Source organism: Quatrionicoccus australiensis, assembly GCF_020510425.1.
GTDB classification, from domain to species: Bacteria; Pseudomonadota; Gammaproteobacteria; order Burkholderiales; family Rhodocyclaceae; genus Azonexus; species Azonexus australiensis_A.
The window spans coordinates 1,568,791-1,593,155 of record NZ_JAHBAH010000001.1 but is presented as its reverse complement, the minus strand read 5'-3'; the positions used below and the strand labels follow the sequence as shown (position 1 = coordinate 1,593,155).

26 protein-coding genes are annotated in these 24,365 nt (G+C 58.7%); 14 read left to right on the top strand and 12 right to left on the bottom strand.

Translation table 11 applies throughout. The features are described 5' to 3' along the window. Window positions 1-155 precede the first annotated feature (155 nt). From KIG99_RS07720 to KIG99_RS07700, 5 genes are all read left to right on the top strand, one after another. Window positions 156-1,244 (top strand): hypothetical protein, encoded by a 1,089-nt coding sequence (locus KIG99_RS07720; protein WP_226459632.1) that lies wholly within the window; start codon window positions 156-158, stop codon window positions 1,242-1,244. 15 nt (window positions 1,245-1,259) lie between these two features. Continuing rightward, on the top strand, window positions 1,260-1,670 hold the full coding sequence (locus KIG99_RS07715) for a hypothetical protein (RefSeq protein ID WP_226459631.1): 411 nt from the start codon (window positions 1,260-1,262) through the stop codon (window positions 1,668-1,670). Between the two features lie 110 nt (window positions 1,671-1,780). Continuing rightward, the gene (locus KIG99_RS07710; RefSeq protein ID WP_226459630.1) at window positions 1,781-2,080 is read left to right on the top strand and encodes a hypothetical protein; all 300 of its coding nucleotides are present in this window, start codon (window positions 1,781-1,783) and stop codon (window positions 2,078-2,080) included. Then, window positions 2,055-3,236 (top strand): tetratricopeptide repeat protein, encoded by a 1,182-nt coding sequence (locus KIG99_RS07705; protein WP_226459629.1) that lies wholly within the window; start codon window positions 2,055-2,057, stop codon window positions 3,234-3,236. The genes KIG99_RS07710 and KIG99_RS07705 overlap by 26 nt, the downstream gene beginning before the upstream one ends. 141 nt (window positions 3,237-3,377) lie before the next feature. Continuing rightward, window positions 3,378-3,968 carry a hypothetical protein gene (locus tag KIG99_RS07700; RefSeq protein ID WP_226459628.1) on the top strand — a complete coding sequence of 197 codons (591 nt, stop codon included), beginning with the start codon at window positions 3,378-3,380 and terminating at the stop codon, window positions 3,966-3,968. 119 nt (window positions 3,969-4,087) lie between these two features. Here the strand turns inward: KIG99_RS07700 and KIG99_RS07695 are convergent, their stop codons facing one another. From KIG99_RS07695 to KIG99_RS20665, 11 genes are all read right to left on the bottom strand, one after another. After that, window positions 4,088-4,474, bottom strand: a complete 387-nt coding sequence (locus KIG99_RS07695; RefSeq protein WP_226459627.1) for a hypothetical protein — start codon at window positions 4,472-4,474, stop codon at window positions 4,088-4,090. Window positions 4,475-4,688: 214 nt separating this feature from the next. Beyond that, window positions 4,689-9,059, bottom strand: a complete 4,371-nt coding sequence (gene mobF, locus KIG99_RS07690; protein WP_226459626.1) for a MobF family relaxase — start codon at window positions 9,057-9,059, stop codon at window positions 4,689-4,691. 251 nt (window positions 9,060-9,310) lie between these two features. Then, on the bottom strand, window positions 9,311-11,350 hold the full coding sequence (locus tag KIG99_RS07685; RefSeq protein ID WP_226459625.1) for a type IV secretion system DNA-binding domain-containing protein: 2,040 nt from the start codon (window positions 11,348-11,350) through the stop codon (window positions 9,311-9,313). Beyond that, window positions 11,350-11,802, bottom strand: coding sequence for a hypothetical protein (locus KIG99_RS07680; protein ID WP_226459624.1), 453 nt, complete (start codon window positions 11,800-11,802; stop codon window positions 11,350-11,352). Before KIG99_RS07680 ends, KIG99_RS07685 begins: the two co-directional genes overlap by 1 nt. Window positions 11,803-13,121: 1,319 nt before the next feature. Continuing rightward, entirely contained in the window at window positions 13,122-13,364 is a 243-nt protein-coding gene (locus tag KIG99_RS07675; protein ID WP_226459623.1) for a hypothetical protein, read from the bottom strand. Window positions 13,365-13,450: 86 nt separating this feature from the next. Then, a complete protein-coding gene (locus KIG99_RS07670) occupies window positions 13,451-13,639 on the bottom strand; it encodes a hypothetical protein (RefSeq protein WP_226459622.1) in 189 nt (62 codons plus the stop codon). 14 nt (window positions 13,640-13,653) lie between these two features. After that, entirely contained in the window at window positions 13,654-13,797 is a 144-nt protein-coding gene (locus KIG99_RS07665; RefSeq protein WP_226459621.1) for a hypothetical protein, read from the bottom strand. Between the two features lie 64 nt (window positions 13,798-13,861). Further along, the gene (locus KIG99_RS07660) at window positions 13,862-14,092 is read right to left on the bottom strand and encodes a hypothetical protein (RefSeq protein WP_226459620.1); all 231 of its coding nucleotides are present in this window, start codon (window positions 14,090-14,092) and stop codon (window positions 13,862-13,864) included. A gap of 35 nt (window positions 14,093-14,127) precedes the next feature. Next, a complete protein-coding gene (locus tag KIG99_RS07655; protein WP_226459619.1) occupies window positions 14,128-14,337 on the bottom strand; it encodes a hypothetical protein in 210 nt (69 codons plus the stop codon). A 79-nt stretch (window positions 14,338-14,416) separates the two neighbouring features. Then, window positions 14,417-14,767, bottom strand: coding sequence for a hypothetical protein (locus tag KIG99_RS07650; protein ID WP_226459618.1), 351 nt, complete (start codon window positions 14,765-14,767; stop codon window positions 14,417-14,419). 37 nt (window positions 14,768-14,804) lie between these two features. Next, the gene (locus KIG99_RS20665) at window positions 14,805-14,936 is read right to left on the bottom strand and encodes a hypothetical protein (protein ID WP_264180404.1); all 132 of its coding nucleotides are present in this window, start codon (window positions 14,934-14,936) and stop codon (window positions 14,805-14,807) included. A gap of 1,112 nt (window positions 14,937-16,048) precedes the next feature. Between KIG99_RS20665 and KIG99_RS07645 the strand changes: the two genes are divergently transcribed. The 8 genes from KIG99_RS07645 to KIG99_RS07610 all read left to right on the top strand — a co-directional run bounded on the left by KIG99_RS07645 (window position 16,049) and on the right by KIG99_RS07610 (window position 21,887). Beyond that, entirely contained in the window at window positions 16,049-16,342 is a 294-nt protein-coding gene (locus KIG99_RS07645) for a hypothetical protein (protein WP_226459617.1), read from the top strand. Continuing rightward, a complete protein-coding gene (locus tag KIG99_RS07640) occupies window positions 16,342-17,301 on the top strand; it encodes a hypothetical protein (protein WP_226459616.1) in 960 nt (319 codons plus the stop codon). The genes KIG99_RS07645 and KIG99_RS07640 overlap by 1 nt, the downstream gene beginning before the upstream one ends. A gap of 95 nt (window positions 17,302-17,396) precedes the next feature. Beyond that, the gene (locus KIG99_RS07635) at window positions 17,397-18,002 is read left to right on the top strand and encodes a hypothetical protein (RefSeq protein WP_226459615.1); all 606 of its coding nucleotides are present in this window, start codon (window positions 17,397-17,399) and stop codon (window positions 18,000-18,002) included. Between the two features lie 15 nt (window positions 18,003-18,017). Further along, window positions 18,018-18,743, top strand: a complete 726-nt coding sequence (locus KIG99_RS07630) for a hypothetical protein (RefSeq protein ID WP_226459614.1) — start codon at window positions 18,018-18,020, stop codon at window positions 18,741-18,743. After that, on the top strand, window positions 18,740-19,552 hold the full coding sequence (locus tag KIG99_RS07625; RefSeq protein WP_226459613.1) for a hypothetical protein: 813 nt from the start codon (window positions 18,740-18,742) through the stop codon (window positions 19,550-19,552). The genes KIG99_RS07630 and KIG99_RS07625 overlap by 4 nt, the downstream gene beginning before the upstream one ends. A gap of 351 nt (window positions 19,553-19,903) precedes the next feature. Continuing rightward, the gene (locus KIG99_RS07620; RefSeq protein ID WP_226459612.1) at window positions 19,904-20,200 is read left to right on the top strand and encodes a hypothetical protein; all 297 of its coding nucleotides are present in this window, start codon (window positions 19,904-19,906) and stop codon (window positions 20,198-20,200) included. Window positions 20,201-20,265: 65 nt separating this feature from the next. Beyond that, on the top strand, window positions 20,266-20,505 hold the full coding sequence (locus KIG99_RS07615; protein WP_226459611.1) for a hypothetical protein: 240 nt from the start codon (window positions 20,266-20,268) through the stop codon (window positions 20,503-20,505). Between the two features lie 968 nt (window positions 20,506-21,473). Continuing rightward, the gene (locus KIG99_RS07610) at window positions 21,474-21,887 is read left to right on the top strand and encodes a hypothetical protein (protein WP_226459610.1); all 414 of its coding nucleotides are present in this window, start codon (window positions 21,474-21,476) and stop codon (window positions 21,885-21,887) included. A gap of 30 nt (window positions 21,888-21,917) precedes the next feature. Here KIG99_RS07610 and KIG99_RS07605 read toward each other — a convergent pair whose 3' ends face one another. Further along, complete coding sequence (locus KIG99_RS07605) at window positions 21,918-22,469, bottom strand: hypothetical protein (protein WP_226459609.1); 552 nt, start codon at window positions 22,467-22,469, stop codon at window positions 21,918-21,920. Between the two features lie 288 nt (window positions 22,470-22,757). Here KIG99_RS07605 and KIG99_RS07600 point away from each other — a divergent pair, with 288 nt between their 5' ends. Further along, window positions 22,758-24,365, top strand: coding sequence for a site-specific DNA-methyltransferase (locus KIG99_RS07600; RefSeq protein ID WP_226459608.1), 1,608 nt, complete (start codon window positions 22,758-22,760; stop codon window positions 24,363-24,365).

Genomic DNA, 24,365 nt, shown 5'->3' with positions numbered 1-24,365 from the left:
CGCGCTGGTGACTGCCTGCCGGCCAGCTCTCAAAGTCGTCTGTGTCCAGGAGTCAATCCTATGGCGATGGCGCCGCCAGGCGCAACAAGGGTGACGCGCCTATGAAACGGGCCAGGTGGTTATACGTCCTTATCTCAACCACCAAAGAAGGCTGTATGCACCTCTCGAAAATTGCAATTGCCGTGGCAGTTGTCCTCTCTCTAACCGCCTGCGGGGATAAGAATGGCCTTTCGGCCAGCAATTCACACGATATGGGCCAGAAAGTGGCCGTGTCCTCTAACGTCTCGGACGGCCATACCGTCTCTGACAGCAAGAACGTTAGCATTTCGTCTACGGCGCCTATCAGCACCATGTTTGGCGTAGTGCACCCGTCGATTGTCAAAGAGCTGGGTATTGACCAGGTGAAGTACACGAAGGCCGTTAAATACGACGGCGCTTCGCTGCTGTACCCGATGACGGACAAGCTGAAAGAGCTGGGTCTTGATAAGCCGGAAGGCACGGTTACCGACAAGCAAAAAGCCATGGCGGATGCCATGTTGGCTAAGCTGGCGGCCACGAAAAGTGAAACCCCGGAAGGCCAGGATTTCCGTGAGTACCTGATTTCCGCTTATGGCGCGCTGTCGAAAGGTGACTACGCTGCGGCCCGAGAGCACTTTACCGATATTTACCTGGACGGCAGCGTTGTTGCCGCTGAGATGGCTTGGGTAGCCTCGCAGAAGAGTCCAGGCATTCGCGGTGATACCTCGGATAGCTTCTCGAAAGAGCGCATGTTGCCTAAGGGGCCGCTAGACAAGTTGGCGGATGGTATTGCTTCGCTTCGCAACACGATTGACCTCGAACGCCCCTGGGTGGACAAGCTGGAAAGCGCCAAGCTGCTGGACCTGAACGACGCCCGCCACGCCATCGTGGCGCATATCCGGGAAACTCCGCGGGATGTGAAGCTGGCCGCTATGCAGCGCGTAAAAGCACCGGACTACTTTGTATCTAACGGTGAAGCCGGCAGCCCGCTTGAACTCTATTTCCCGAGCACCGGGGAATATATCAAGCAAGACGAAAAGGGCCTTCAGATTACGCGCAACGGCAACGTGTACTACGGCGACGGCATTCTCTTCAACGGCAAGGCTGAGATTGCCCTGCAAAAGAGCAGCGGTGCGTCCTACGAGCACAAGGTTGATACCGGGTCGAACAGCTCCGGTGACGTTGGCGCTTCGAACAAGTACAGCGCTGAACTCAAGCCTAACTAAGAAAGGACTATTCACATGGAAAATTGGGCTAAAACTACACTGGGTTTGGTCTGTGGGTGCGTGCTGGCCTACTTCACCCTGATGTACTTCACGACGGGGACCTCTGAAACCGTAGCGAATCAAACCACGCTGGTTGAAATTCACGAACGGGACAAGGCCGACAGCCTGGCGGAGTACCACAAGCGGGCAGGGTCAAGCCAGGCCACGATTGAGAAGTACGAGAAGCGCGCCGCAGCGCATGACGCGAACGTGCAAGCGGACCTGGCCTACGCGCAGCAGAAGTCACGTGAAGCGCAACAAGCACGTGACACCGGCACCGCCTATGCAGGGGCTCAACTATCGAAAGCAACGGATGGCGCCGTCACCGCACCTACGACTGCTCCGCTGCCTGACGATGCAACCCTACTGCGGCAGCTGAACCGCTAAAAACCACACCCGGCGCCTATGAACGGCGCCGGGTGGTTATACGTAAGCACATCTTACGTTGCGTAAGCCCTAACCCTTAAATACTCATCTACTCAGTAGGAGATTGTGAAATGCCTCGTACCTCGAAGTCCACCGTCCAGCAATTGGTTGAAGCCGAAGCTCAGCTGGAAAAATGTCAGCTCAAAGTGGCTGCGCTGCGTCGTAAGCGTGGGCAGGAACTTGCCCACGAACACGCCGTGAAGTGTCGTCGTTTGGGTGAAGTTGTCCGCTCTGAATTGACCTCGGACGTCACCGAAAGTCAGCTGCGCGCGGCTCTCGCTTTGGTGAAGGCCGCCCAGGCGGCTGGGTCTGAAGTTGGCTCGTCCGTCGCCCCGGATGTTGAGCATGTCGCCCCGTCGTACAGCGCTTAACGCCGCCATGGCTATTGCTATGGCAATGGGCCTGTCGCTCGCCCCTAACCTCGCCACGGCTGCCGGCGGGGATTGGCCGGCCTACAAGGCCGCTTTCGACAAGTGCCAGGATGCTCGCAACGCTGCTGATTACAAGCGAGCGTTTGCAGATTGTGGTGTACTGGACGCCGAAAGTCTGAAGTTTGGCGCATTTAGTCGTCAACGCGGCAGCGCGTTGGCGACCATTGGCACCGTGTTTGGTGACTTGGGCCGCAAGGCTGAAGCCGCTGCAAATGAAGATGCCGCGGATAAAATACTGACCCGGTTGCTCGATGTCGAAGACCCCTTGGCCAGCGATGACACGCTTTTTCGCAGTTGGCTGGTCAATCGCACAAACCGCGGCTATGCTGCGCTTGCTATGAACGAAACCGACAAAGCCCGCACCCTCGCTCAGCAGTCCGTTGAGTACGCCAAAAAGAAATACGGTGCCTACTCGCCGAAGCTCGCAAAGCCGATGCAAGGCCTTGTCGGCGTCCTGGAAGAAGCAGGGGACCGCGCCGGCGCGCAGTCGCTGCTCGCTGATGCCATGCAACTGGCACTTGCGCCCCACGTCAAATTGGTGGACCAGCTGATTGCTGCGGACCCCGGCACGATTACCGTATCAAAGACTGAGAACGAAGGCCTGCGCGATGTCGCTGAGTTGATGCGCCAGTACGCGAATGACTACCTGCGCGGCGCCGAACAGCGGGACATGCTGGCTAACTCACTCAGCATTTACCTGCACGTGGCTCCGCTGCCGCACCCGCTCTCAGCAGAAGGGGCGTACTTCCTGGGTAAGTTCGATTTTGAGCAGCGGGACTATCAAAGCGCGCTGCCTCTGCTGCAAACCGCAGTGCACGCTTTCGAGCAGCACCCGGATGTGCTGAATCGCACGGCGCGTACCCGGTTTGAACTGGCTAAAGTGAACACCGTGTTGCGGGACTACGCTTCGGCCGCCGCACAACTTCAATTGGCGTTGCCGGCGTATGAAAAGCTGTACGCCAAGCAACCGCGCTATCTGATGCCCGTGCTTGAACTGCGGGGCCAGGTACAGCTCGGCATGCATGACGTCAAAGGGGCTGAAGCCACCGTGGCCCGGCTCTCACTGATTGAGAAAAGCGCTCGCCAAAAGCAGTAGTCCGGCTCCCGCACTCCCCTGTAAAAATATTTCACATTGGCGCCTCTCGGGGCGCCTTTGGTTTTGCGTAAGTGGTTATACCCACTTGTAGGCAAGAAACTATACACATAGGCAACACACACACTTTACAAGGGGCATATCATGGACGCAGCACAAATTCATCCGCTGGTACTCGCGGGCAAGATGGCGATGGCCGCTGAACTTGCGAAAAGCAGCGATGACTGGGACAAAGTGTTTTCTGGCTTAGCCGCGGAATACCGGGCGCAGCAAGAAAAACGCGAATTCCAGTGTGACGAAGTTGAGTGGGTGACGCACCTCGCAGTTACGAAGGACGGCAACGTCGTTTGTGACAAGGCTTCAAGCGAAGCAGTGACGCTGACCCGTACTGAACAAAGCCCCCTCGGCTCGTACAGTACGCTACTCAAAATGGTGGAAGAACTGCGGCAGCAGAATACGGACTTGCTCCGGGCCCCCGCAAACATTGGTGACAAGCTGTTCCGCGCGATGTTCTGGCGTGGTCGTTACCAGGTTCTCTACCGTCACGTTTGCAGCCTGTATTTCATGCTGCTTGGTACTAACAGCGTCCGCGTGGACTTTGGCTCGAAGCTGGAAGGCTTTATGCGCCAGGGCCGTAGGGAAGAATGCTTGGTTCGTCTCGCAGTTCTGTCTTCAATCGTACAGCGTGAAGAACAGGCATACGGTGAAATGCAATCGAGAAAGGAAAAACGCTAAGGCCAAACACTGTTTTACCCGCTCTCTCTCTCTCCCAAAGGCACCCTATCTCTCAGGGTGCCTTTTTCTTTGCCTGTAGATAAGTAAGACGGTAGCTACTCAACTACCGCGATACTCACTTACTCACCGGCAAGCTTGTGCAGCAGGTCGTTGTTGATTTGCTCGACGCTGGCCAGCTTCAGCTCACGGCGCAATGCCTCGGCCTTGATGGGGACAGCTTGTTGCTTCTCGAAGCAGTCGATTTTGACTTGCTCCCGGGCAACGACGTGGTTGACGCTGTTGAGCTTCTGGGCAACGGTCGTGATGCCTGCGGCGGCCAGGGCGGCAACCACGAAGAAGTCCTGGGCAAAGGCGATGGTGGCCAGCAGCACCACGGCGGCCAGGGCAATGCCGGCATACAGGGCAGTGTTGCGGACAACCGGCACTTTGACGCGGCGGTTGTCGTCGTTGATGCCACCGGTGCGAAGGATGTCTTTGGCGATGTTGCGGGCGGTTTGATTAGTCATTTTGTTGTCTCGTTTGTGTTCGATGTATTAAACAATGACCCTATTATACCACGATACTAGCCGAAGTCAATAGGAGGCGTCAACCCCCGCGCGGCGCCTGGCTTTGCGGTGGTTAGTGGTCTTCGGTGCACGCCGGACCAGCGGGAAGGCGGGCTGCTGCGTCACCTCTTTGGCGAAGCGGGGACGAGTAGCCCGTGAGTAGCTGAGTAACTACTTAGAAGCTGTACGACGCTGCACGACGCTTGGGTGCTGCTGCTTCACGCCCGCGGCCCACTTCGTCCAGGCTACGCCCGGTCGTTTGGGCCAGGTTGCGCTCTGCACGTGCTTCCTGCTGTGCAGCGGCATTCAGCTTGCCCGGCTTGCGCAGCTTGTCGGCGTACTCGGCTACCTTTTCCTTCGTCGCCGCGGAAATGTTGATAACTTCCGCCTTGGCGCCTTGTTCTACGGACTTTTCCAGCGTCTTGCCGTCTTGCTTCTGCTCGGCCTTGTGCGCGGCAACAGCAGCTTCAACAGCACGGTCACCACTTTCACGCAGGTTGACCACGATGGCGTCAGCTTGTGCCTTCGTTTCCGGGCTGGTCGGACGCTCCGCCGGGTTCGGGCCTTCGCCGCGCAGATGGGCTTTCCAGCTATCAACAGCGGCCTGGGGGTCGTTGGCGGCCGGGGTGCCGCGCAGCTTTTCCGTCATTTGCTCAACGTCCTTGGGCGTAACAGCGCTGGGCTGCGGACCGTCTGCAAACCAGGCTTTGTCCTTGCCTTGCTCCGCAGTCTTCGTGTCCCGCTTGTACAGCTCGGACAGGTCTTGCGTCTTGCCAGCGGCAACGGTCGCGGCTTGGGCTGAGTTGTCTTTGTGGTCCGTGACGGCCGTATTGATTTTCTCGAATTGGCGGGTGTCCACGTCGAGCCACTGGCGCTGCACAATAGCAACAGCCTCGGCACGCATGCTCAGCTTGTCGGCATTGTCCTTGGCAGCAAGTACAGCAACGTGTTGGTCGGTCGTAGCAGTACCGGCCTTCTCGGCGCTCTTCAGGTCACGTTCAGCTACGCGCAGGCTATCCTTGCTTTCATTGGCCAGTTTGCGGGCGGTGGTCAGGTCGCTGGTCAACAGCTTGCTGTAGCTCTCGCCATCCCACTTTTCCTTGCCGTGCTTCTGGGCAAGCTTGTCCAGTGCCTCTTGGCTCGTCACGCGGTTTTCTTTGCGGTCGGCAGCCTGGGACATGTACTCGCTACCTTTGCCAGTTTTCCAAGCCTGCTCTGCCTTGGCGGCAGCACGGGTAACTGTTTCGTGACGGTCGGCAACCATGGTTTCCAGCTTCGCAGCGGCTTGCTTGTCGCCAGTCATGGCCGCGGCAAACACGGCAATGCGCTCATCCTTGGCGGTGACTTCGTTTCGGGCGGCAACCCGCTCAGCAACTGCGGCGTAGCCTTTATTCAGCACGCTGATGCTCTTGCTGAACGTAGCCAGCGGCACGGAAATGGCGCGCTCCCACGGGTCACGCACGGTAGAGACCTTCGTCATTTTGATGCCGATGTCGCCGAGCGTCTTGTTACCCGAGTGCACCATGAGATGCCCGATGATGGCGGACGGCGTGAACGCAGCACGGCGCTGGGACATGCCTTCGCCAAAAGTGTAGCCGCCACGAGTTGCATTGATGTAGCGTGACTTTTCCTGGGCGCGCTCACGTTCGCCAGCGTCCAGCTTGTTGCGGGCACCCTGGGCCTTTTCCATGGCAGCACTGATGCGCGCATGTTCGCCGCGCAGCTGCTCGCTGTGCCGGGCTTCAGGCTGGTCTTTGTGCCCGTAGCCCGCAGTCTTTTCTTCTGCTTTGACCAGCGCGTACTTAGCTTCGGCAGCCGCAATGGTGGCCTTCTGCTCGCGGTCAAGGTGGTGGGCCAAGTCTTGTTCTGCGGCGCGCACCTTCGCCTCGCTCAACTTCTCAGCGACATTGTGTTGTTCGGTCTTTTGCTCGCCCGCCTTCTCACCCGCGGCCTTGATAAGTTCGTGTTGGGCCTTTGCGGTTTCCAGCGCCTTGGTAAGCTTGGCCTTTTCAGCGGTAAAGCCGTCAAGGTTCTTCTGGGCACGCTCGTACGCTTGCTTGCTTTCAGCAACTATCAGGTAGTCGGCCACAACCTGTTGACGCTCTTTCAGCGGCTCCAGGGTGCCGGCCAGCTTCTTGTCGGCGCGGTGCTCAGCCACGGCCTTGTTAAGGCGATAAGCCCCACGTACGGCGCGGCCGGTGCCGATAAGCAGCTTGCCGGTCAGCTGACCGGCCTTCACCGTGGCGTAAATAGCCTTCACAACAACGGCAAGGCGCCAGTCAATGGCTTTGTATTTGGCCTGGTCCCGAGTGCTGGCCGTCAGCCAATTATCCAGAAGGTAAACCTTCCCTGTCAGCTTCACCTTCATGACGTCGCTCATGCCGATGCGTGCCTTTTTTCGGTCGTCGCGTGCTTGGTCGTAGGCGGCTTGGCGGTCCTTGCGCTCTTGCTTGCGCTCGGCTGCTTGTTCTTTGCGGTCTTGCTTACGTTCAGCTTGCTTGACGGCGCGGTCAACGCTCTTGCCTTTGGCGGTGAGTGCCTTGACTTGGCTCAGGCGGCGGTCCGTCTGCGCTTCAGTCTCGACGCTCAGCCGGCCCACTTGCGAATGCAGGCGGCCAGCAGAAACGGCACGGTCAATAAGGCCCTGTACCATTTCCTTGGACGCACCAGGGGCAGCCTGGCTGACTTGATAATGCCACCCCTTCGCTGTCGAAGACATGACCTTTTCAGCGCCACGGATGTTTTCGGCAATGGCGCCGGCCCGGCGATAGTCGCGGCTGTCGGTCACGGCTTGCATATCAGCAACGTGGCTTTGTACGTCCTCGCGGGCGCGTTCGGCAGCGGACAGCACCTTCTCAAAGGCAGCGGATGCACGTTCGTACATGCGTGCTTCATCCAGTTGTGGGGTGTAGGCCGTAAGCTGGTTGCCCTGCTTGTCACGCACGGCTTCACCGGACTTGTTTGTGACACCCTTAGCGGTCAACACGTCGGAATCCACCAGTGCCGTAATGGCCTTTTCGATGTCGGCGGTCTTGGCGTACTTCAGGTTCTCACGGACGCTGGCTGCAATGCCTTTGTTAGTCATCGAGGATGCGTCGCGGGTAGCCTTGATGTCGTCCTGCAAGCTCCGGGCTTGTTCCGGGGACATGACTTTTTCAAGGTCGCGTTGCTGCTGGCGCAAGTCGGCATAGCGCTCTTGCGCCGCGCTCATACCGGCAACGGCCTTGGCAACTTCATCAGCAACCTGCTGATACGTCACGCGTTCGATTTTCTCGCCCTCGGCTTGCTTGCGCTCGTTGTATTCCTTCTCCGGCTCAGAACTGTACTTGCCGTTCTCGTGCTTGTGCAGCTCGCCAGAGTCCAGGACTTCTGCCGTAGCGGACTTGATTTGCTCGCGCGTTGCTTCCGGCTCGATGCCGCGGATTTCCTTGTTCCAGGTAAATACGCTCAGCGGCTCGGCGGCTGTCGATGCGTCCTTCAGTTCGTTTACAGCGGCTTTGACGTCTTCACGGTTGTGCAGGTCTTCACGCAGGGCTACTGCGTCGGACACGTTATGGGTCAAAGCGTCGATAACGATAGACGCCGCAGCGTTGACGCGCTCCTGGTCCGGCGGGGTATAGCCAGGGGCAGCGTTGAGCTCCAGGCCCACCTTCAGGCCGCGTTCGTGCCAGTCGGCTTGAATTTCGGACCAGGGCAACAGTGACTTGTCCTCGCGCTTGGCCAGGATGGCAAACTGCTTTTCAGCTTGGCTGGCGGTGGCCGGGTCAATGCCCTTACGGGCCAGCTCCGGGTCGCGCTGCAACACGCTACGGCCAGAGAACTCCGCAACTTGCTCATCGGTGTAGCCCTTGATGGCGGAACCCAGGCCGTTCTTGCTCGGTTCGGTTTCGTAGCCAAAGGATTGCAGCATGCCATTCATGGCGGCGCCGGTAACCCGGTCCATTTCCTTGCGGAACTCCGGGCTAATCAGCGTGCGGAAGTCCACGGCGCGCCAGGTGTTGGTGCGCCCGTCAAACGTGATATTGAAAAAGAGGGTATGTACGTGATATTGCGGGTCCACGTGGCCGTCGACCATGCGCGTAGTCTTGTGCAGCACCAGAAGGGCCACTACGTTGCCGGTGTTGTGCTCGCCGTCACGGTCTTGCACGAAGGCACCGTTGGCCTCGGCATATTCAACGCCAATGGCAGCAGAGGCCAGCAGAGCCTTGCTAATGCGCTCGTCGTCGCCTTGCACGCCGGCTGCAATACAAACGGTCTTGTCCGGGCTGTACGTCAAGTCAAAGCCCGGGGAGTGCTTGAAGGCACCGGTATCCTGGTCAAAGCCATGTTGCACTGATTGACCAGCAATGATGCCGCGCAGCAGGCGGTCAACGTCGGCTGCCTGCGGGGTGCCGGTAAGCCCGGCCATAGCAGCGCCTTTGCCTGCATATACAGCCGTTACACGCTCGCCTTGGGACGCTTCCGGGCTATCAATGCTTTGCTCGAAAGCGTCGCGGTGATATTCCATGGTTTTGGCGGCGGAGGTGAGTTTTGACTTGCTGTACATAGTGGGTGTGCTTTGTGATTAGGGATACTTCCGTATAACCACTTAGCGGCAATCATAGGCGCGGTGCCGCAGCATTTTTGGGTCGGCTCGCCGATAGGGTTGGTGCTGGTCACGCGCGCCAGCGCAGTAGCCCTAACCACACGCCCACCTTGGCGATGGCTTTTAGCGCCTGTGCCTCGGTAGCTATCTCTTTACTCATTTACTCAGCTACCTGTCGGCAAAAGAAAAGGCCCCTTTCGGGGCCTGGGTTGTTACCGCATTTTGTAGCGGGTGGCTTGCGGCTTCTGTTCCTCCACCGCTGGTTCGGTGTCCGGCACATAGTCGCCGTTGAAGTCCTGGAAGTTCGGACTATCGCTGGGTTCCGTCGGGTCAACGTAACCGGCGGCTTCGTTAGCCTGGTCAGCGCGCACCTCCACTTGTGCAGCGGTGCCCGCCGCGGCCAGCTCGGCTGCAAGCCGTTGTGCCGCTTTGGTACGCACCCCTGTGTCACCCTCGGGGGCTGTCTTGACCTTCCCGACATTAGCGAAGGGGTCCAGCTCCATGCCGTCAATCTGAATCAGGTCCTTGGACTGCTTTTCCGGACGGAAGCCAGGCCAGCTCAGGAAGCAAGTGCCATAGCCGCCGGCCAGCCGCAAGAACCCTGAATTGGGCGAAAGTTCACCGATTTCCGCAGGCAGGACCACTGGTACTTCTTCCCGCTTGTCGTTGATGCTGCGGCCATCCTTTGCGTCGTTTTCGCCAAAGTTGGCTGCGCGGGACTTGCGCCACATTTCTGCCTTCCCGATTTCCTTCGAGAAGCGTTCCTGGGTTACAGAGTCCGCCACTTTCATCAGCAGAACGTTCTGCATAACGCTCAAGAAAGCCTCCGAATCGTCCGGTGTCATGACCTTCTTGACCTGAACCAAGCTCTGCATTCCAGCGAACATGAGCGCGCCGAACTTCCGTCCTTTTGTTGCCAAGGCATAGATGGATGGCACCGGACCCATCGACGAGAACTCGTCCGCAACGAACCAGATTTTGTCGTCCGGCGTCTGTTCCATTTTCCGGTTATCCAGGCTGGCTTGAATGGCCACACCAAAGACCATTGCCGTAAGCGGTTGCAGCAATTCTGCGTAGGCTTCCGGGGTCGGAATGAACATACGGCGGTCGCCGCCCTTCCAGATAAAGTCCTTAATCGAGAAGGGGCCGTCCTTGACCATGGTGAGCACATAAAGGGCATTACGGAGACTGGTGATGAAACCCGCTCCCCCTGTTCCGCCGGCCTCTGGGTCCAAATACATTTCAGCCGGTGTACCGATTGCCAGCTTGTGCAGGGCCTTGTGGCTCGTGTTGAACACGTATTTGTTGAACGCGGTCTGCGTCGGCGTGCCTTGCTCAATACAGAGCTTGATAAGCCATGCAATGACAATCTTGGCCCCCGTTTTGAAATACACCTCGGTGTTATCGTTCGCATCCTTGATAGGCAGAAACAGCGCGGCCAGCTGGTCGGGGTCAGTCTTTTCCCGGATTTCATTGAAGATGGACCACCCCGGGAACCGCTTATCCAGGGGGTTCATAATCACGTCGTCGGTGTCTTCCCGGTAGTAAAACGCGGTGAACTCACAAACGACGTCGAAAACCACCATTGTTTTACCTCGGGCCGTGACCTGGTCCAGGAGGTAGAGCATCGCGGTGGTCTTGCCCGAGCCGACGGCGCCGGCCACCAAAATGCCGTATTGCGCGCGGCCAGCGGCCAGAGGAATACCCCCCACCCACGTGTAGTCACTGGCGCCGAGCCACCCCTTTGTAGGGTCCTTGGTACGTACGCGGGCAATGACTTCTTCCACGCTGCTAAGTTTCGCGCCGCGCACGAATACGTCGGCGTTCGCTTCTACCCCTTTCTTCAGGTAGCGCTTAATCAGGTAGTAGCCCACCGCACTGGCTGCACCCAGCGCAAGCAGGGTGGCCAGGTACGGCGAGATACCGAAATGGGCGTGGTAGATTTGCGCGGATTTCAGCAACCCTGCTGGGCTTTTGCCGGACAGCATGGCGCTAGGTGTAAACGGAACATCACCCGGCATGGCGGACAGCACGCGGGCAAGGTTGTACTTCCAATACAGGGCCCACTCGCTCGTTTCGCCACTGCCACCACAAGCCACCTTCATGGACATGGCGAAGGCGCCGGTGAAGGTTGCAATGCTGTATGCGGCAACTTTGAGCCCGGCCTTGAAGCCTTGCCCGATTTCGTTGCCGTCAATATCGGCGCCGTCGCCGAGCTGGCCCCACTTTGAACGTTGGCCCGGGATGGACATTACTTCACCTCCGCGGCAGACGGAGCAGGCAGGCCCAAGGCACGCAGGCGCTCGTTTTTGAGTTGCACGGATGCGAGTTCCAGGGCGTCACCTTGTCGCAGGAACTGAGTAGCAAACACCTCGCTGTCGTGGGCAATAGCGTCCAGGTCGTCGTCGGAAAGCTGGGATTGTTCGCGCAGCAGAATGTTGTTCTGGCAGATGTACTTCAGCAAGGTGAAGCGTTCCTGGCGGTCAATCTTGCGGCGGTCGTCCTCCACGTTTTTGGCGTAGATGTGCTCGCGGGCCAGTATGCCCAAGCGCGCCATTTGACGAATGCACTCCGCCAGCGGCAGCGGGTTCTTCGGGTCCCCGGCCATGATTTCGAGCATGGCGTATTCGTCGTCGTACTCCTCCGGCCACTCAACGCTGGTGATGCGGCGGGCACGGCGGGTTGAAGAAGTCTTGCGGGTCATAAGGGTGTGTCTCCCAAGGTAGTTAATAGGTAAGGACGTATAACCACCTGGGCCGCTTCATAGGCGCCGGGAACACACGCGGCAGTCCTCGGCTCGCCAAATAAGTTGGGCAAGCGGACGCACGCTGCGCCCACCGCTGGACCGCCCGTAAGCCTCTTCCGCGGGATGGCACCAAGGCCAGGCGCATCGGACCAGCGGGACGGGCAGCCAGGCGTCACCTCTTTGGCGAAGCAACGGAAGGGACTTAGGTCGCCGGGCTACTCGAACCCTGCATTCTCAGAGACGTTTTCACGGTGTGGTAATGCGGCGCAAAGCCTTGTGCCACAGTGGATTGCGTGATTTGGTCTATTTTTGTCATGCCAGCCGCAAAAATGGCTTAAACCCTTGCCACACAAGGCTTTGCGGGCGTTTTTGTGTCACAACTGTGTAGTCACCCTCCATCTACCCCACCTCTCCAGCGAATACCAGCTACCCAACCCCTCTCCCTCCGCCCGCTACCCCACATTACGGGCCGGCCGATACGACGCGCGCCCTGGGCTATTTCGTCGCAAATAGAGCGGCTCCCTCTCACCGGGTAAGGCGCAACAATAGTTATTTGGCGAAAACCAGAACACGCCCCGGCTTCATCACGCAAAAACGCGCCCCTTTGTCGTTTGATTGCTGCGATAGATGTAGGAACGCTCGCTGAGTATCAACAAGCTTGATGTGATGCTTTTTGTGTCGAGTGTGTTCCGGGAAATGGGGCATTACCTGGTGCCCCCTGTGTTCATTGATGAAGTAGTGTGTGCTGGGGGCTTTTTGGTAATAGCCCTAACAGTGAACAACTGACGCAAGCGGCCAGCGGGGACAGTCGCGTGCAGTGAAACGAAACGCGGATGCCGCTGGATGCGGACGCGTCTTGCACACCCCGTCTCACAAAAGGGGCTACTTAATTTCGTGTGCGGATTGCACGGGAAGGGGTGTCAATTTTTGTGATTGCGAAGTGCAGCAGGGGATACGCGTACGGGGGCTTCATCCGGTGCACTCATCGGCTCGCCAGTGAAGTTGCTGCTGCTCCCTTTGACGCTATCGCTTTCGTGCGCTACTTCTCCCTAACGGATTGGCCGGTGCTCTTGCGGGGACTGCGGGGGAAGTCGGCGAGGGGTGCTACGAAACCCGGACATACCGTTTTCTACTTCGCCCGCCGGGCTGTGCGGAATGGCCGGAGTTTTGGGGTAGGCGTACCTATTTTTTCGTGTGGCCGGGGCGCGTTGTGGGGGTTGCGGACAAACAAAAGCCGCGGTGATTTGCGGCTTTGGGGTGTGGGGCTGGTGTGTTGCTTATTGCGCTTCGGGGTAGTCGTAGAACACGCAAATATCGCCAAAGTATTGGTCGAGTAGGGCCAGCATTTTTGCGTGGCTTTCCTGATTGGCGGTAGTGAGTTCCTGAACGATTGGCCGGGGGTCGATTTCTTTGTGGGAACACATGATTTCAACAAGTCGAAATAGCTCATACAAGTTGCCTTCTGGGCCGGCAAGGTCGATTACACGGTAAATGTTCGGGGGTCTTTTAATGATGGTCATGGCGGGTGCTCTGTCTCAAAAAATGCGGCCGCTATTTTAGCTGTTGGGGCAAATGAAAACCGCCTCGGATTGGAGGCGGTTGGGGGTTAGATATTGTCGGGGTTGCACTGCGCGCAGTCGTGGCCGGGACGGCAACCGCAGGGGGGGATGGGGTTGGCGCCGTTGAACGGTTTATCGCTATAACCGCCCCGCCAGCGCGGCGTGTAGGCCGGCACCTGGGCGCGGGTAATACTCCGGCTTGCATACCAGGCTGCGGTGGCTTCTGTGGTGGTCATACGGCGTCCCCTGGTTAAGCGGGAAGGGCGGCCAGGGCTGCGCGTTTCTTCGCCAGAAGGCCGGCGAAGGTGTGGCTGTTGAAAGTCTGGGTAGCGTGTTCCAGGGCGCGAATGTCGGCGGCCAGTTTTGCGGATTGGGTGCGTTGGGCTTGGGTCATGATGGTCTCGTAGGGGTGGGTTGGTTTTGATTGACTGGCGGCGCGTAGAACACCGCCTGTGGGGTTAGGCGCGGCGGGTGCTGATGGGGCTACGGGTGCACTGGCGCAGCGCTGCGAAGTAGTCGGCCAGCAGGGGTGCCTTCTGGGTAGCGCGGACGGCCAGGGCGAACAGCACAAGCACCTGGGCGGCTTTGATAAGGTCGCTGCTGGTCGGCACCACTTTGACAAGCAGCACTGCGAGTGCGAGGGGGGCCAGGGCTTTTGCAGTGGCGGTGATTTTGGCGGTCGTTTGCATGTTGGGTGCTCCGGGGTGTATGCGGGGTTAGGGGCTTACAGGGCGGCCGGGATGTAGATGACGTTAGCCGGCTGGGTGTCGGCTGCGGCCAGCGGGGCCGGCTGATACTTGGCGGCCTGAACAACGCTTTTGAAGACGCCGCCGATAAGCGCGCTGCCGATACGGTCGCCATAGACGCCGACGGTGAGAATGACGATTGCTACGGCCAGGGCTTTGGCGCGTTGGGCTTGTTTGTGGATTTGCATTTGGTGTGGCTCCGATTTGCAGTAGTTGGGGTTTGGGATTAACGGGCGGCGCTCATAACGCCGCCCTGTTGGTTGGTTGTTAAGCTTTGAGCTTGGCGCCAAAACCGGGGATGGCTGCTGCTGCGGCCTGCCAGGTGTTGCCGCGGCTGTTGTTCCATACAAGAGCCACAACCAGGTCCTTGCCGGAATCAACAAAGTAGACTTCGGCCCGCTTGTGCGCCTTGCGCATGGCCGCGGCCAGGGCGGCAATGGCGGACTTGACCGCTTCGCGAGCCTTCGGAGTGATGGCGGCGGCTACCACGCTGTCGATAGTGGCGGGCGCATACTCGAACACCCGCAGTTGCTTAATGGCGGCGGTATCAATCGCTGCTATGCCAAATGCGGCGTCAAGCGCAGCGGACAGGGTTTCGTAGGTGGTGGTGTTTTTCATGTTGAATCTTCCGTAGGGGGTTGGCTTGTGGGTTGGGTTAGTAGCGGGCGCCGGATTGGACGGCAACAGCGCGGTTGGTGTTGTAGTGCTTCGTGTTCCAGTCGAAGGCGCGGGCTTGGGCTTCACGGGTAGCGCGGGCGGTGAAGAGGGAGATGATGAAATTACGCATGGTGGCAGTTCCTTATGTTGAGTTTGGTAGGTCGCTTATGTGCTTCCTTACTATAGTATAGTCATGCATGGTAAAAACGCATAAGACGGACGCTGGCGGTAAAATGATTATAAAACAACGACTTACGACAAAACAGGGCAAGGCGGCTGTTTTTGGGCGGGGTGCCCCCTAAAAGTGACATATTCACAAAACCGATAAGACGGGCCATTTCGATAGGCAATAGCTATAAGGCGGGCTGGCCGGTCGTGGGGTAGGGGTGCCTGGGTCGTCAAGCCGGCTGCCGGACCAACGGGAAGGCTGCTGGCGGGGCTGGTGGCGTGGGGCTGCGGGGTAGGTAGCCCGGCCAACCAGCGGGCGGCCTGGCGTGTCTGTGGCGCGCGCCTGGCTGGCGCTCTGGTGTGGGCTCCGAGGCGTGTAGCCCGGACGGGCGGCCGTCGCCTGTGCGCTGCCTATCTTCTTTGGCGAGAAGCGGCCATAGGCCGCGGCGGGGACGAGTGGCCTGCGGGCGCCGGGGCGTTGGCTTCAATCCAGGGTGTGTAGCCCGGATGGGCGGCCGTCGCGTGTGCTGCGCTGTCCTCTATGGTGATGTGTTTAGCGTCTCCCTCCAGCCTGTCTATTGCCGCGTAGGGATGCCGTCACGCCTTGGCCATTCCCTTTGCCCGGCCTCTTGTCCGTCTCTCTATCAACGTGAGTGCTTTGACGGTCTGGTATGTCTGTGCCAGTAGGGGGCATGGGCCACGTTACCCGGCGGTTCTTCGTCGGCTCGCCAATGAAGTGGGTGCTGGCTCTCAGGCGGCCTGCCGGGGCGCCTATGCCTCCGCCAAAGTGGTTATACGCACCTCTCTATAACTACTTGGATGTGACCATGCAGCTTTTCTCTCTCAATAGGCCTGATGCCTTGTACGGCATTGTCGTGCCGGTATGCGCGGTGGCTCTGCTTGTCGTGCTGGCGGTCTTGCTCGCGGGTGCCTGGGGCCCGGAGCCTACTGAGTAGCCGGGGCCATTGGCCGGCTCGCCAATGAAGTGGGCTGTCTCTCGGGTGACCTGCCGGGCGCCTATGAATGCGTCAAAGTGGTTATACGTCTATACCTACTAACCACCTGGATTGGACTATGCAACTTATCTCTCTCAACATTCTTGAACGCCAGCACGTCAAGCTGAAACAAGGCCCTGAGCAGTTCTCAACCCGCCTACGCGAATGCCTGGCGAATGCCCGCAACAAGCGTATGCGTGTCGCTCGCCGTGCAAAGGGTGAAGTGAACAACGAAGCCCGCGTACGTACCAGTGTGCAACTGCCCGATGACCTGGTTACCTGGCTTCGCAAGCTCGGTAAGCAGGGTCAGCTCCGCGCTACCGTAGATGCCGCACTTGACCCTGCGGATGCGCCTCTGGACGGGGGGCTCTAATGAAGAAAAGTTCTTTGCTGGTGGTCGGTGCGCTGGCCTTCGCGTCCGCGGCTTCGCCGGTCTGGGCGCTTGGCGTAAAAACGGGTCAAACCGGCACCACCACCATAAACAGTGAGCAGGGCCACGAGTCCAGCAACAAGGCTTCAATGACGGCAGGCGGTATTGTGTTGTTGAATTCCACTTTGGGCTCGCTAGGGCGTGTTAATTTTGAGTTCATCAAGCATGGCTGGTACTACGCCAAGCCGATTAAAGGCATGATTGCGGGCCGCCTTGGGGTGGACCCGGTGTTTTACGCTGAACGTCGTGCGGAGCTGCTGGGCGCCAGTCAGGACGCGTTTGCGCAGTACGTTGGCGGGCTCTACCGTAATTGCGGTGCCGATGAAGCTTGTATCACCTCGCTGGTTAAGCATGAAGTCATTGCGCTCGGTATTCAATCACCGGGCTTCGCACAGCAAGTGTGGAAACTGAAAACCAACAAGCCGGGCGCTGCCCCGGAGGGCTACGAAGATATTGGCGATAAGGACGGGGACAATTACCTGGGCTCCGCCGTGTCGTATACGTACGCGGCCAACTACCTCGGCAAGCGCGTGACCGATATTGTGCCTGCCACCGCACCTATGTCGCTTGCGCAGCGTGGCTTTGAACTGGGTAAGGCGTACATGGCGCTGTCCGATGCGGACCTTGACGCCGCCTTTCCTAGTAAAAAGTGGCGCATCAACTACGGTTGGTGGAAAGTGGACGGGCCCCTGACTTTTCAGGTTGAAGGCTTTGGGGCCTTCAGCATCGACTTGAAAGACGGCGTTACCGTGACGCAGGGTGGGGCGCTCCTCTACGGCCAGGGCAACATGATTGACGGGCGCAAGGTTGAATACACCGATGAAGCCTCGGGCAGCGTCAAGCAAACCAAGTCGAAGAGCAACGCGTCTACGACTTCTACGGAGAAGACCACGATTTACTAACCCAAGGGCCGCGAAAGCGGCCTTTTTCGTGGGGCAGCGCCTATGAAGTCCGGCAAGTGGTTATACGCACGTACCTAACCCACGAAGGATTCTCTATGAAGCGACAACTTCTCGTCCCGCTACTGCTTGCCATCGGCGCGTCTGCCGCGCACGCAAGCGGGCTTAATGACTTCGCCGCACGGCATTACGCCTGGTATGCGGCACAGCTGCAAGCAAAGGCCCTTGAGCAGATGACTGCGAAGGGTAGGCCCGAGCTAGCTGATTACGTCGCGGCCTACGCCTTCTATGGCCCCAATGCGGACGACTACAAGACGTATCGCATGGAACTGGCCGTAGCAGGTATCTCCGTTGAGACCGCAGACAAGCGTGGCCTGGATAAGCAGTGGAACGACTGGGTGGCGTCGCGTAATGAGAGCCAGGCCTGGGGCAAGCAAGGCCAGCTGCTGTTGACGCACGCGGCCACTGTCATGCAGTGCGCGGGCCAGTCGGAAACGAAGTGTCCTGTGAGTACCCCGGGCATGCGTGACGCGCTACGGGCACAGGGCATTAACCCAGACACCCTGACTACCGATGCCACTCGTGCCGAAGCTATGGCGCAGTCGGTAAAAGACGCACGCCTGTCCTGGCTGCGCCAGAACCCTCCGCCAATTGGTCCAGTATTCCTGTCGGCGCCTGCGCCGGCCAAACTCAAAACGAAGTAAGAAAGGATGTGCCCTATGAAGAAGTTTGTTGGAACGCTTTCACGTACCCTCGCCGCGACTGCTTTGGCTCTCGCTGTGAGCGGCGCGTTCGCCGCTGGCTCTGGTAACAAAGTCGAAGAAAGCGGCAGCGTCTCGTTCAGCCAGCAGCAAGCTGCCGCTGAGCTGGGGAGCCGCGGGGCTGCCCGCGACATGGCTCGCTGCAAAGAACTCATCCGCGATATTCGCAAAGACCGGTCGTACGGTGACGACGCAAAGCACGGTGAGAAGTACGCTCGCTATGGCTTGTCAGCGCTGGGTGAAATCGTCTTTTACAGCAGCGCATACACCACTGATTTTGCCTACCACTGCCTGACCGACAAAGAAGTATGGGATGGCGGCTCGCTGTACGGCACTACGAAGATGCGCCAAGCATCGTTGCAGCGCTGGCAGGACTGGCAAGCAGAGTACCGCGTTGCTAAGCCGGATATTACATTTGCGGTGGATACCCTGAACACCTACTACGAACGCAAAGCGTCGGGCTTCGACTTCTCGACGTACGCGGCCGGCGCGGTGCTGCCCAAGACTGATGACCAGGCAAAGCGGCTCGAGAAGGTGTTGATTGATGAAGTGACCGAGCTGCTGGACAGCTACCCGCTGCGTGACAAAGGCTGGTTCTCTAAGCGCCAAGGCACTGATGAAAAGTCGGTGTCAACGAAGCAGGAGACGGCTGAATTCCTGAAGCAAGTAGGGGCGCAACAATGAAGCGCACCCTGATTTCGCTGATGCTGGTCGGGGCGTGCGTCTCTGCCCATGCGGCTGGCTCGGGTAGCTGGGTCCTGGACCAGCGAGCAGCCGAATATCAAGCTGAGTGCCTGACAGAAGCCAAGGCACTGGTTGCTGCGGTTGAAGCGGACCCGATAGCCGAGGCCAACGCCAAAGTCGCGGACACGGACGTAACGATGTTGTCTGACTTCCGCCTGCTCAATGACAAGGTCGCCTACGCTCGCTGCGACGCTTTCCGACTGACTGACTTGCCTGCCGATGAACGTGCATTTTGTGGCGTCGGTGGGCGGATGCTGATGTGCGCTGCCGTGCTGCAAAATAAGCTGGTTAGCCCGACGGAAATGCAGGCCACGTATCGCTACCAGCAGTCTGATAGCAGCTGGGAAGCTCGCAAGCGGCTGCCAGGTACTTACCAAGCTGTGAAAGTCGCGCTGTGGGTCGCACGCGGTGGCGAGCCGGTCGATATCCAGAAAATGAGCATGCCGGCTTGCGCGATTGCAGGCAACGACACCCGCCGCAACATGACAGGCGGCGGGCCGGCAGCGGGGGGGATGACGGAAAGTCAATGGAGCAAGGTCGACACTTGTCTGAAGCTGACGGCTGACGACGGCGGCGTCATCAAAGCGGTCGGCTTCATCCACCCGAAGTATGCGGGCTGGTTCCACAAAACAATGTTGGACCAGGAGAATGCAGTTATCTACCTCTCACGCGTCGTCGTGAATGAACAGAACGACGCCCGGAAGCACCCGCTGTACCCGATTTTTGAGAAAGCGGCGAAAGGGCAGTAATGCTCTGACGCGCTGAGAAGGCCGCCCGCAAAGGCGGCTTTTTCATTTGGCAGCGGCCATTGGCCGGCTCGCCAATGGGGTTGGTGCTGGTCTCGCGCGCCAGAGCAGTAGCGCACAACACGCCACCCACCTTGGCGATGGGGGTTAGCGCCTCCCGCCCGGGCACTCAGCTACGCAAATACTCATGTACCGGCCTGGCAAAAGAAAATGGCGCTATACGCGCTCCAGGTGAGTAACTGAGTAGGACAGTATCTACTCAGTTACCGGGTTACGCATCCCCGTACAGCGGCGCCTATGGGGTGGCGGTAGTGGTTATACGGACCTATTTACCTAACCCAAAGGATGAGTTGAATGACTGCTCATGAAGTGATTGGTGTGCACTCGCCGCATGCGGTGCAGCTCATACTAGCTGCGTCGGGCATTGTGTTCCCTGCGGCGCAGGTGCCTGTATCGGACGTCAGCATGTACTTTGTTGCGCCGCTAAAACCGGAAGTTGTCTCGGTCCGTTCAGGGCCAAACGGTTACGACCTGTGGACTGCAACGCTGTGCCCGAATTCACGCAAAGTCGGCATTAAAAACGTCCGCCACGCGGGAAAGTGGCGAGACTGCCTGGCGCACGTAGCCGCAAACATGCTGCGTGCAGCCTAAGCGCCTATGGATATGGGGACGTGGTTATACGCAAGTACCACTAACCACCATGAAAGGGTACTCGCATGATTGACATGCAAGGGCAAACCAAGCAGGCCTTTGAAGAGCTGCTGGATGCCGCAATCGACATTAAGGAGCAAACCACGAAGCTTGCCGAACGCAAGAAATTGCTGGCGGAAACGCTGGGCACGAAGGCGGGGGTTGTTAACGCAATCCTGTCCCTCGCAATTCGTGAACGCGACAAGCGCGGCCAGGCTATCAACGAATCCCGCAACGTCGCCGATGGCGCCGAGGCGATTGCCTGACCGGGCGCTATCAACCAAAACCAGGCCGCACGAAAGGGGGGGTACTAACTGGAACGCTGATTAACGACAAAGAAGGGCCGCCTCGAAGGCGGCCTTTTCTTTGCGCCTATAGAACAGGCCGGGTGGTTATACGGGGGTATCTAAACCACGGAGACTTTACCCTATGAATCAGATTTTGACCCTTGTAACCGCAGTTGGCATTGCGCTTGGTGCGACCGCTTGTACGGGCCCGGGTGCCAACTGCATATCGGCTAACGGCAGGCCGGTGCAGTGCAGTGCGGACGCTTCGGCTGCGAGGCATGGGAACGAACTTGCCGAGCGCCAGGCCGGCTTTGCTGCGGATAAGGCGCAGTTTGACGCAGATTTTGCGAAGCACAGTGGCAGCCCTCGGGCCAGCGCTCCTCCGAAGCAGAACTAAATTCCGCACGGCCGCCTCGAAGGCGGCCTTTTCTTTGCGCCTATGGAACAGGCCGAGTGGTTATACGGAAGCACCTAAACCACCTTGAAAGCCTCTATGTTTTTCCTGCTTGCTCCGCTCGTTCCTGTCGTTGTCGCCACGGTCGCCGCTGTTACTGCCCCGGTCGTCGCTCCCTTTGTCGCGATTGCCACCGCGGTTCTTTAACGAAAGGCCACCTGATGAAGAAAATTTGTCTGATGGCCATTGCCGCTATCACCCTGTTGGCGGCTTGTGCCCCTTCTCCTGGCCCGTCGGTTGGTGCTGAGTGCCATTCCTATAACGGTGGTCCGATTGAATGCACTGTGACCCGCGGGGCAGGCCCACACTGATGGACCCTATTACCGCATTGCTGCTGCTGGATTTGCTCTGGCGGGTTGGCTCGAAGCTCTTTGGCGGGGATTAGCCTCTGCTCCACACACGGCCCTACGGGGCCGTTTTCTATGGTGGCGCGCCTATGAGCAGGTGCAAGTGGTTATACGCAAGTACCTATAACCCTACCAGGAGTATTCCTATGCCGTTCCCCGGCACAAACATCCCCGCTTACTCTTCCGATGGCTATTCGGAAGACGTCACCCGCGCCCTGCGCAACATCATTACGGAGCATATTGCCGAACTGCCGGAAGGCCTTTACTTCTTTTTCCGCTCATACAGCGCTGGCGGCTCGCCCTGTCTAACCAAAGAGGGCCGCAAGGACCGCGGCAAACTGCTTCCGCCGGAAGTGCTGTTTGACCGTTATCTGGCCAGTGTGGGCGGTGACCTGGCAGGTTACACCAGCGCGATTGCGCCCGGCACCACGATTGGTGATGTCGCAGGCTGCCCGGTGCTCTATTACGCGGAGCACGGCATGTACCTCTACGAGCTCAAGGGCGCCAATGGGTTCCTGGAGCTCTGGCTCACCGGAGACTACTACCCGCCGGGCTGGTAAGCCCGCACTACGGCCCTTCGGGGCCGTTTTCTATTCGTAGCCTTTGGCCAGCAGCGGGTAGTCCTCGCCAGCCTTGGCTTTGAATGCTGCATCGGTGGCCATTTCGCACCTGTTCTGGTGAACGCGGTCTGATAGCCAGCTCAGCATTTCGTCCAGCAGATACTCGTAGTCGAAGATGGCCAGGAACTCTCTCAGGTCGGCCGGCAGCAGCGGGTCCATGGTAGCCAGGCGCCGGGTATCAAACAACTTAGCGTAGTCTGCTGGCGTACGGCAGCCGACTATCAGCAGGTCGTACGCCCGGGGCTCAGGTATGACGTAAAACAACTCGGCCAGCACTGGCAACACGCCCCTTTCAGCAGCTACGCAGTCTGGTGTGACCAGCACTGGCACCGGGTTAAAGTCGCAGTGGGCCAGCAACATAAGCAATTCAGAACGCAGGACATAACGCACGCGCCCTGTGTGCGCCTTGCGGAACCATAACTCGATAACTGGCCCGCTATGCAAGGTGGCGGCGGAAAGCGCCGCGCCGGCGCCTGCAAGCCAAGCACGGACTTTGGGATGGTTGCGGATGTTGCGCGGCATGGCGCAACTATATCGTGCACCCTTGGCAAACCGCCTATTTAGTCCTATATGCCCGGCTATGACTTGCTGGCGTTCGTAGGTCGGCTCGCCAATGGGGTTGGTGCTGGTTCCGCGCGCCAGCGCATCGCCCTCTGCACACGCCCACCCTGGTGATGGGGGTTAGCGCCTGTGCCCGCCGGCAGCGAGCGATTGCGTGACAGCCCCCCGCAATGGCCAGGTATGAAATGGGTGCTTGGAGCCGGTAGACCTCGCAGGATAAAATCGAAAATAACATAGGAATGCTGCTAGATGCCGACACTGCACTGGATAGGAAAAGACAAAGTCGTAAATCATCACCACGAAGTTCCATACCGGGTGCTTAACCTGGAGGAACAGGTGCGCGCTCCGGCAGAAGCGCCTGAGAATTCCGTCGACAACAAAATAATCCACGGGGATAACCTCGAGGTGCTCAAGAGCCTGCTCCCGGAATACGAGAGCCAGGTGGATTGCATCTATATTGACCCGCCCTACAACACCGGCAATGAAGGATGGGTTTATAACGACAACCTGAAAGACCCGAAGCTGACCAAGTGGCTGGGCGCCGTGGTCGGCAAGGAAGGCGAAGACCTATCGCGGCACGACAAGTGGCTGTGCATGATGTACCCGCGCATGAAGCTGCTGCATCGCTTACTGGCCCGCGACGGCATCATCTTCATCAGCCTGGACGACACCGAAGCGGCTCACGCCCGGGTCATGCTTGACGAGATATTCGGCTACGGCAACTTCCTGGCGGCAATCGCCTGGGAAAAACGCTACACCCGCAGCAACAACGCCAAGTTGTTCTACTCGGTCAAGGACACCATCCTTGTTTACCGGAAAAGCGCCGCAGTCTCGGAAATCAAAGAAGGCCGCACCGCCAGCGCCGATGCGAATTACACGAACCCGGATGGCGACGAGCGCGGCGCCTGGATGACTGCTTCCTACGTCAATCCGGCAACCAAGGCCATGCGGCCAAAGCTGGTGTACAAAATCACCGCGCCGGACGGCCGAATCGTGGAGCACCCGACACATGCCTGGAAGTATGCGGAAGCTGAACACCTGAAGCACAAAGCCGACAACCGGCTATGGTGGGGACAGAACGGCGACGCGACATTCCCGCGGCTCAAGCAATTCCTGTCTGAAGCCGGCGGCATGGTGCCAGTGGACCTGTGGTCATACGAAGAGACGGGCACCACTGATGAAGCAGGTCAGGAGATTAAGAGCATTTTCGGGTCGTTGGTCTTCGATACGCCGAAGCCGACTCGGTTGATTGAGCGCATCCTGAAGATTGCTACCAAACCAGGGGCACTCATCCTCGACTCGTTCGCGGGGTCCGGCGCCACCGCGCATGCGGTTCTGAAACTCAATGCCGCCGATAACGGCAATCGTCGCTTCATCTTGGTCGAGACCATGGAATACGCCTCCAGCATCACCGCCGAGCGGGTCAAGCGGGTAATCAACGGCTACGGCGGCGATGAATCTGGCGCCATGCCGGCGCTGGGTGGCGGCTTCAATTACTACACCATTGGTGAAACGCTCTTTACGGCCGATGGTGAGCTCAATGACTCGGTCGGCACGGAAGCAATTCGGGGCTATATCGCGTACACCGAAGGCATTCCTGCCGAGTATCGAACGCCAGTCGACAACCCTGTAAGCCCGCATCTACTGGGCTTGTCGCCTGAAATGGGCTGGCTCTTCAACTATGCACCCGACCAGGCCACGTGTCTGAATATGGAGTACCTGTCTGGGCTCAACTTCGGGGACAAAAAGCCAGCCTCCGCCATCATCTACGCTGACCGGTGTCTGCTCTCGAAAGCATTCTTGCAAGACCACGGCATCATCTTCAAGAAAATCCCCCGAGACGTGACGCGCTTCTGA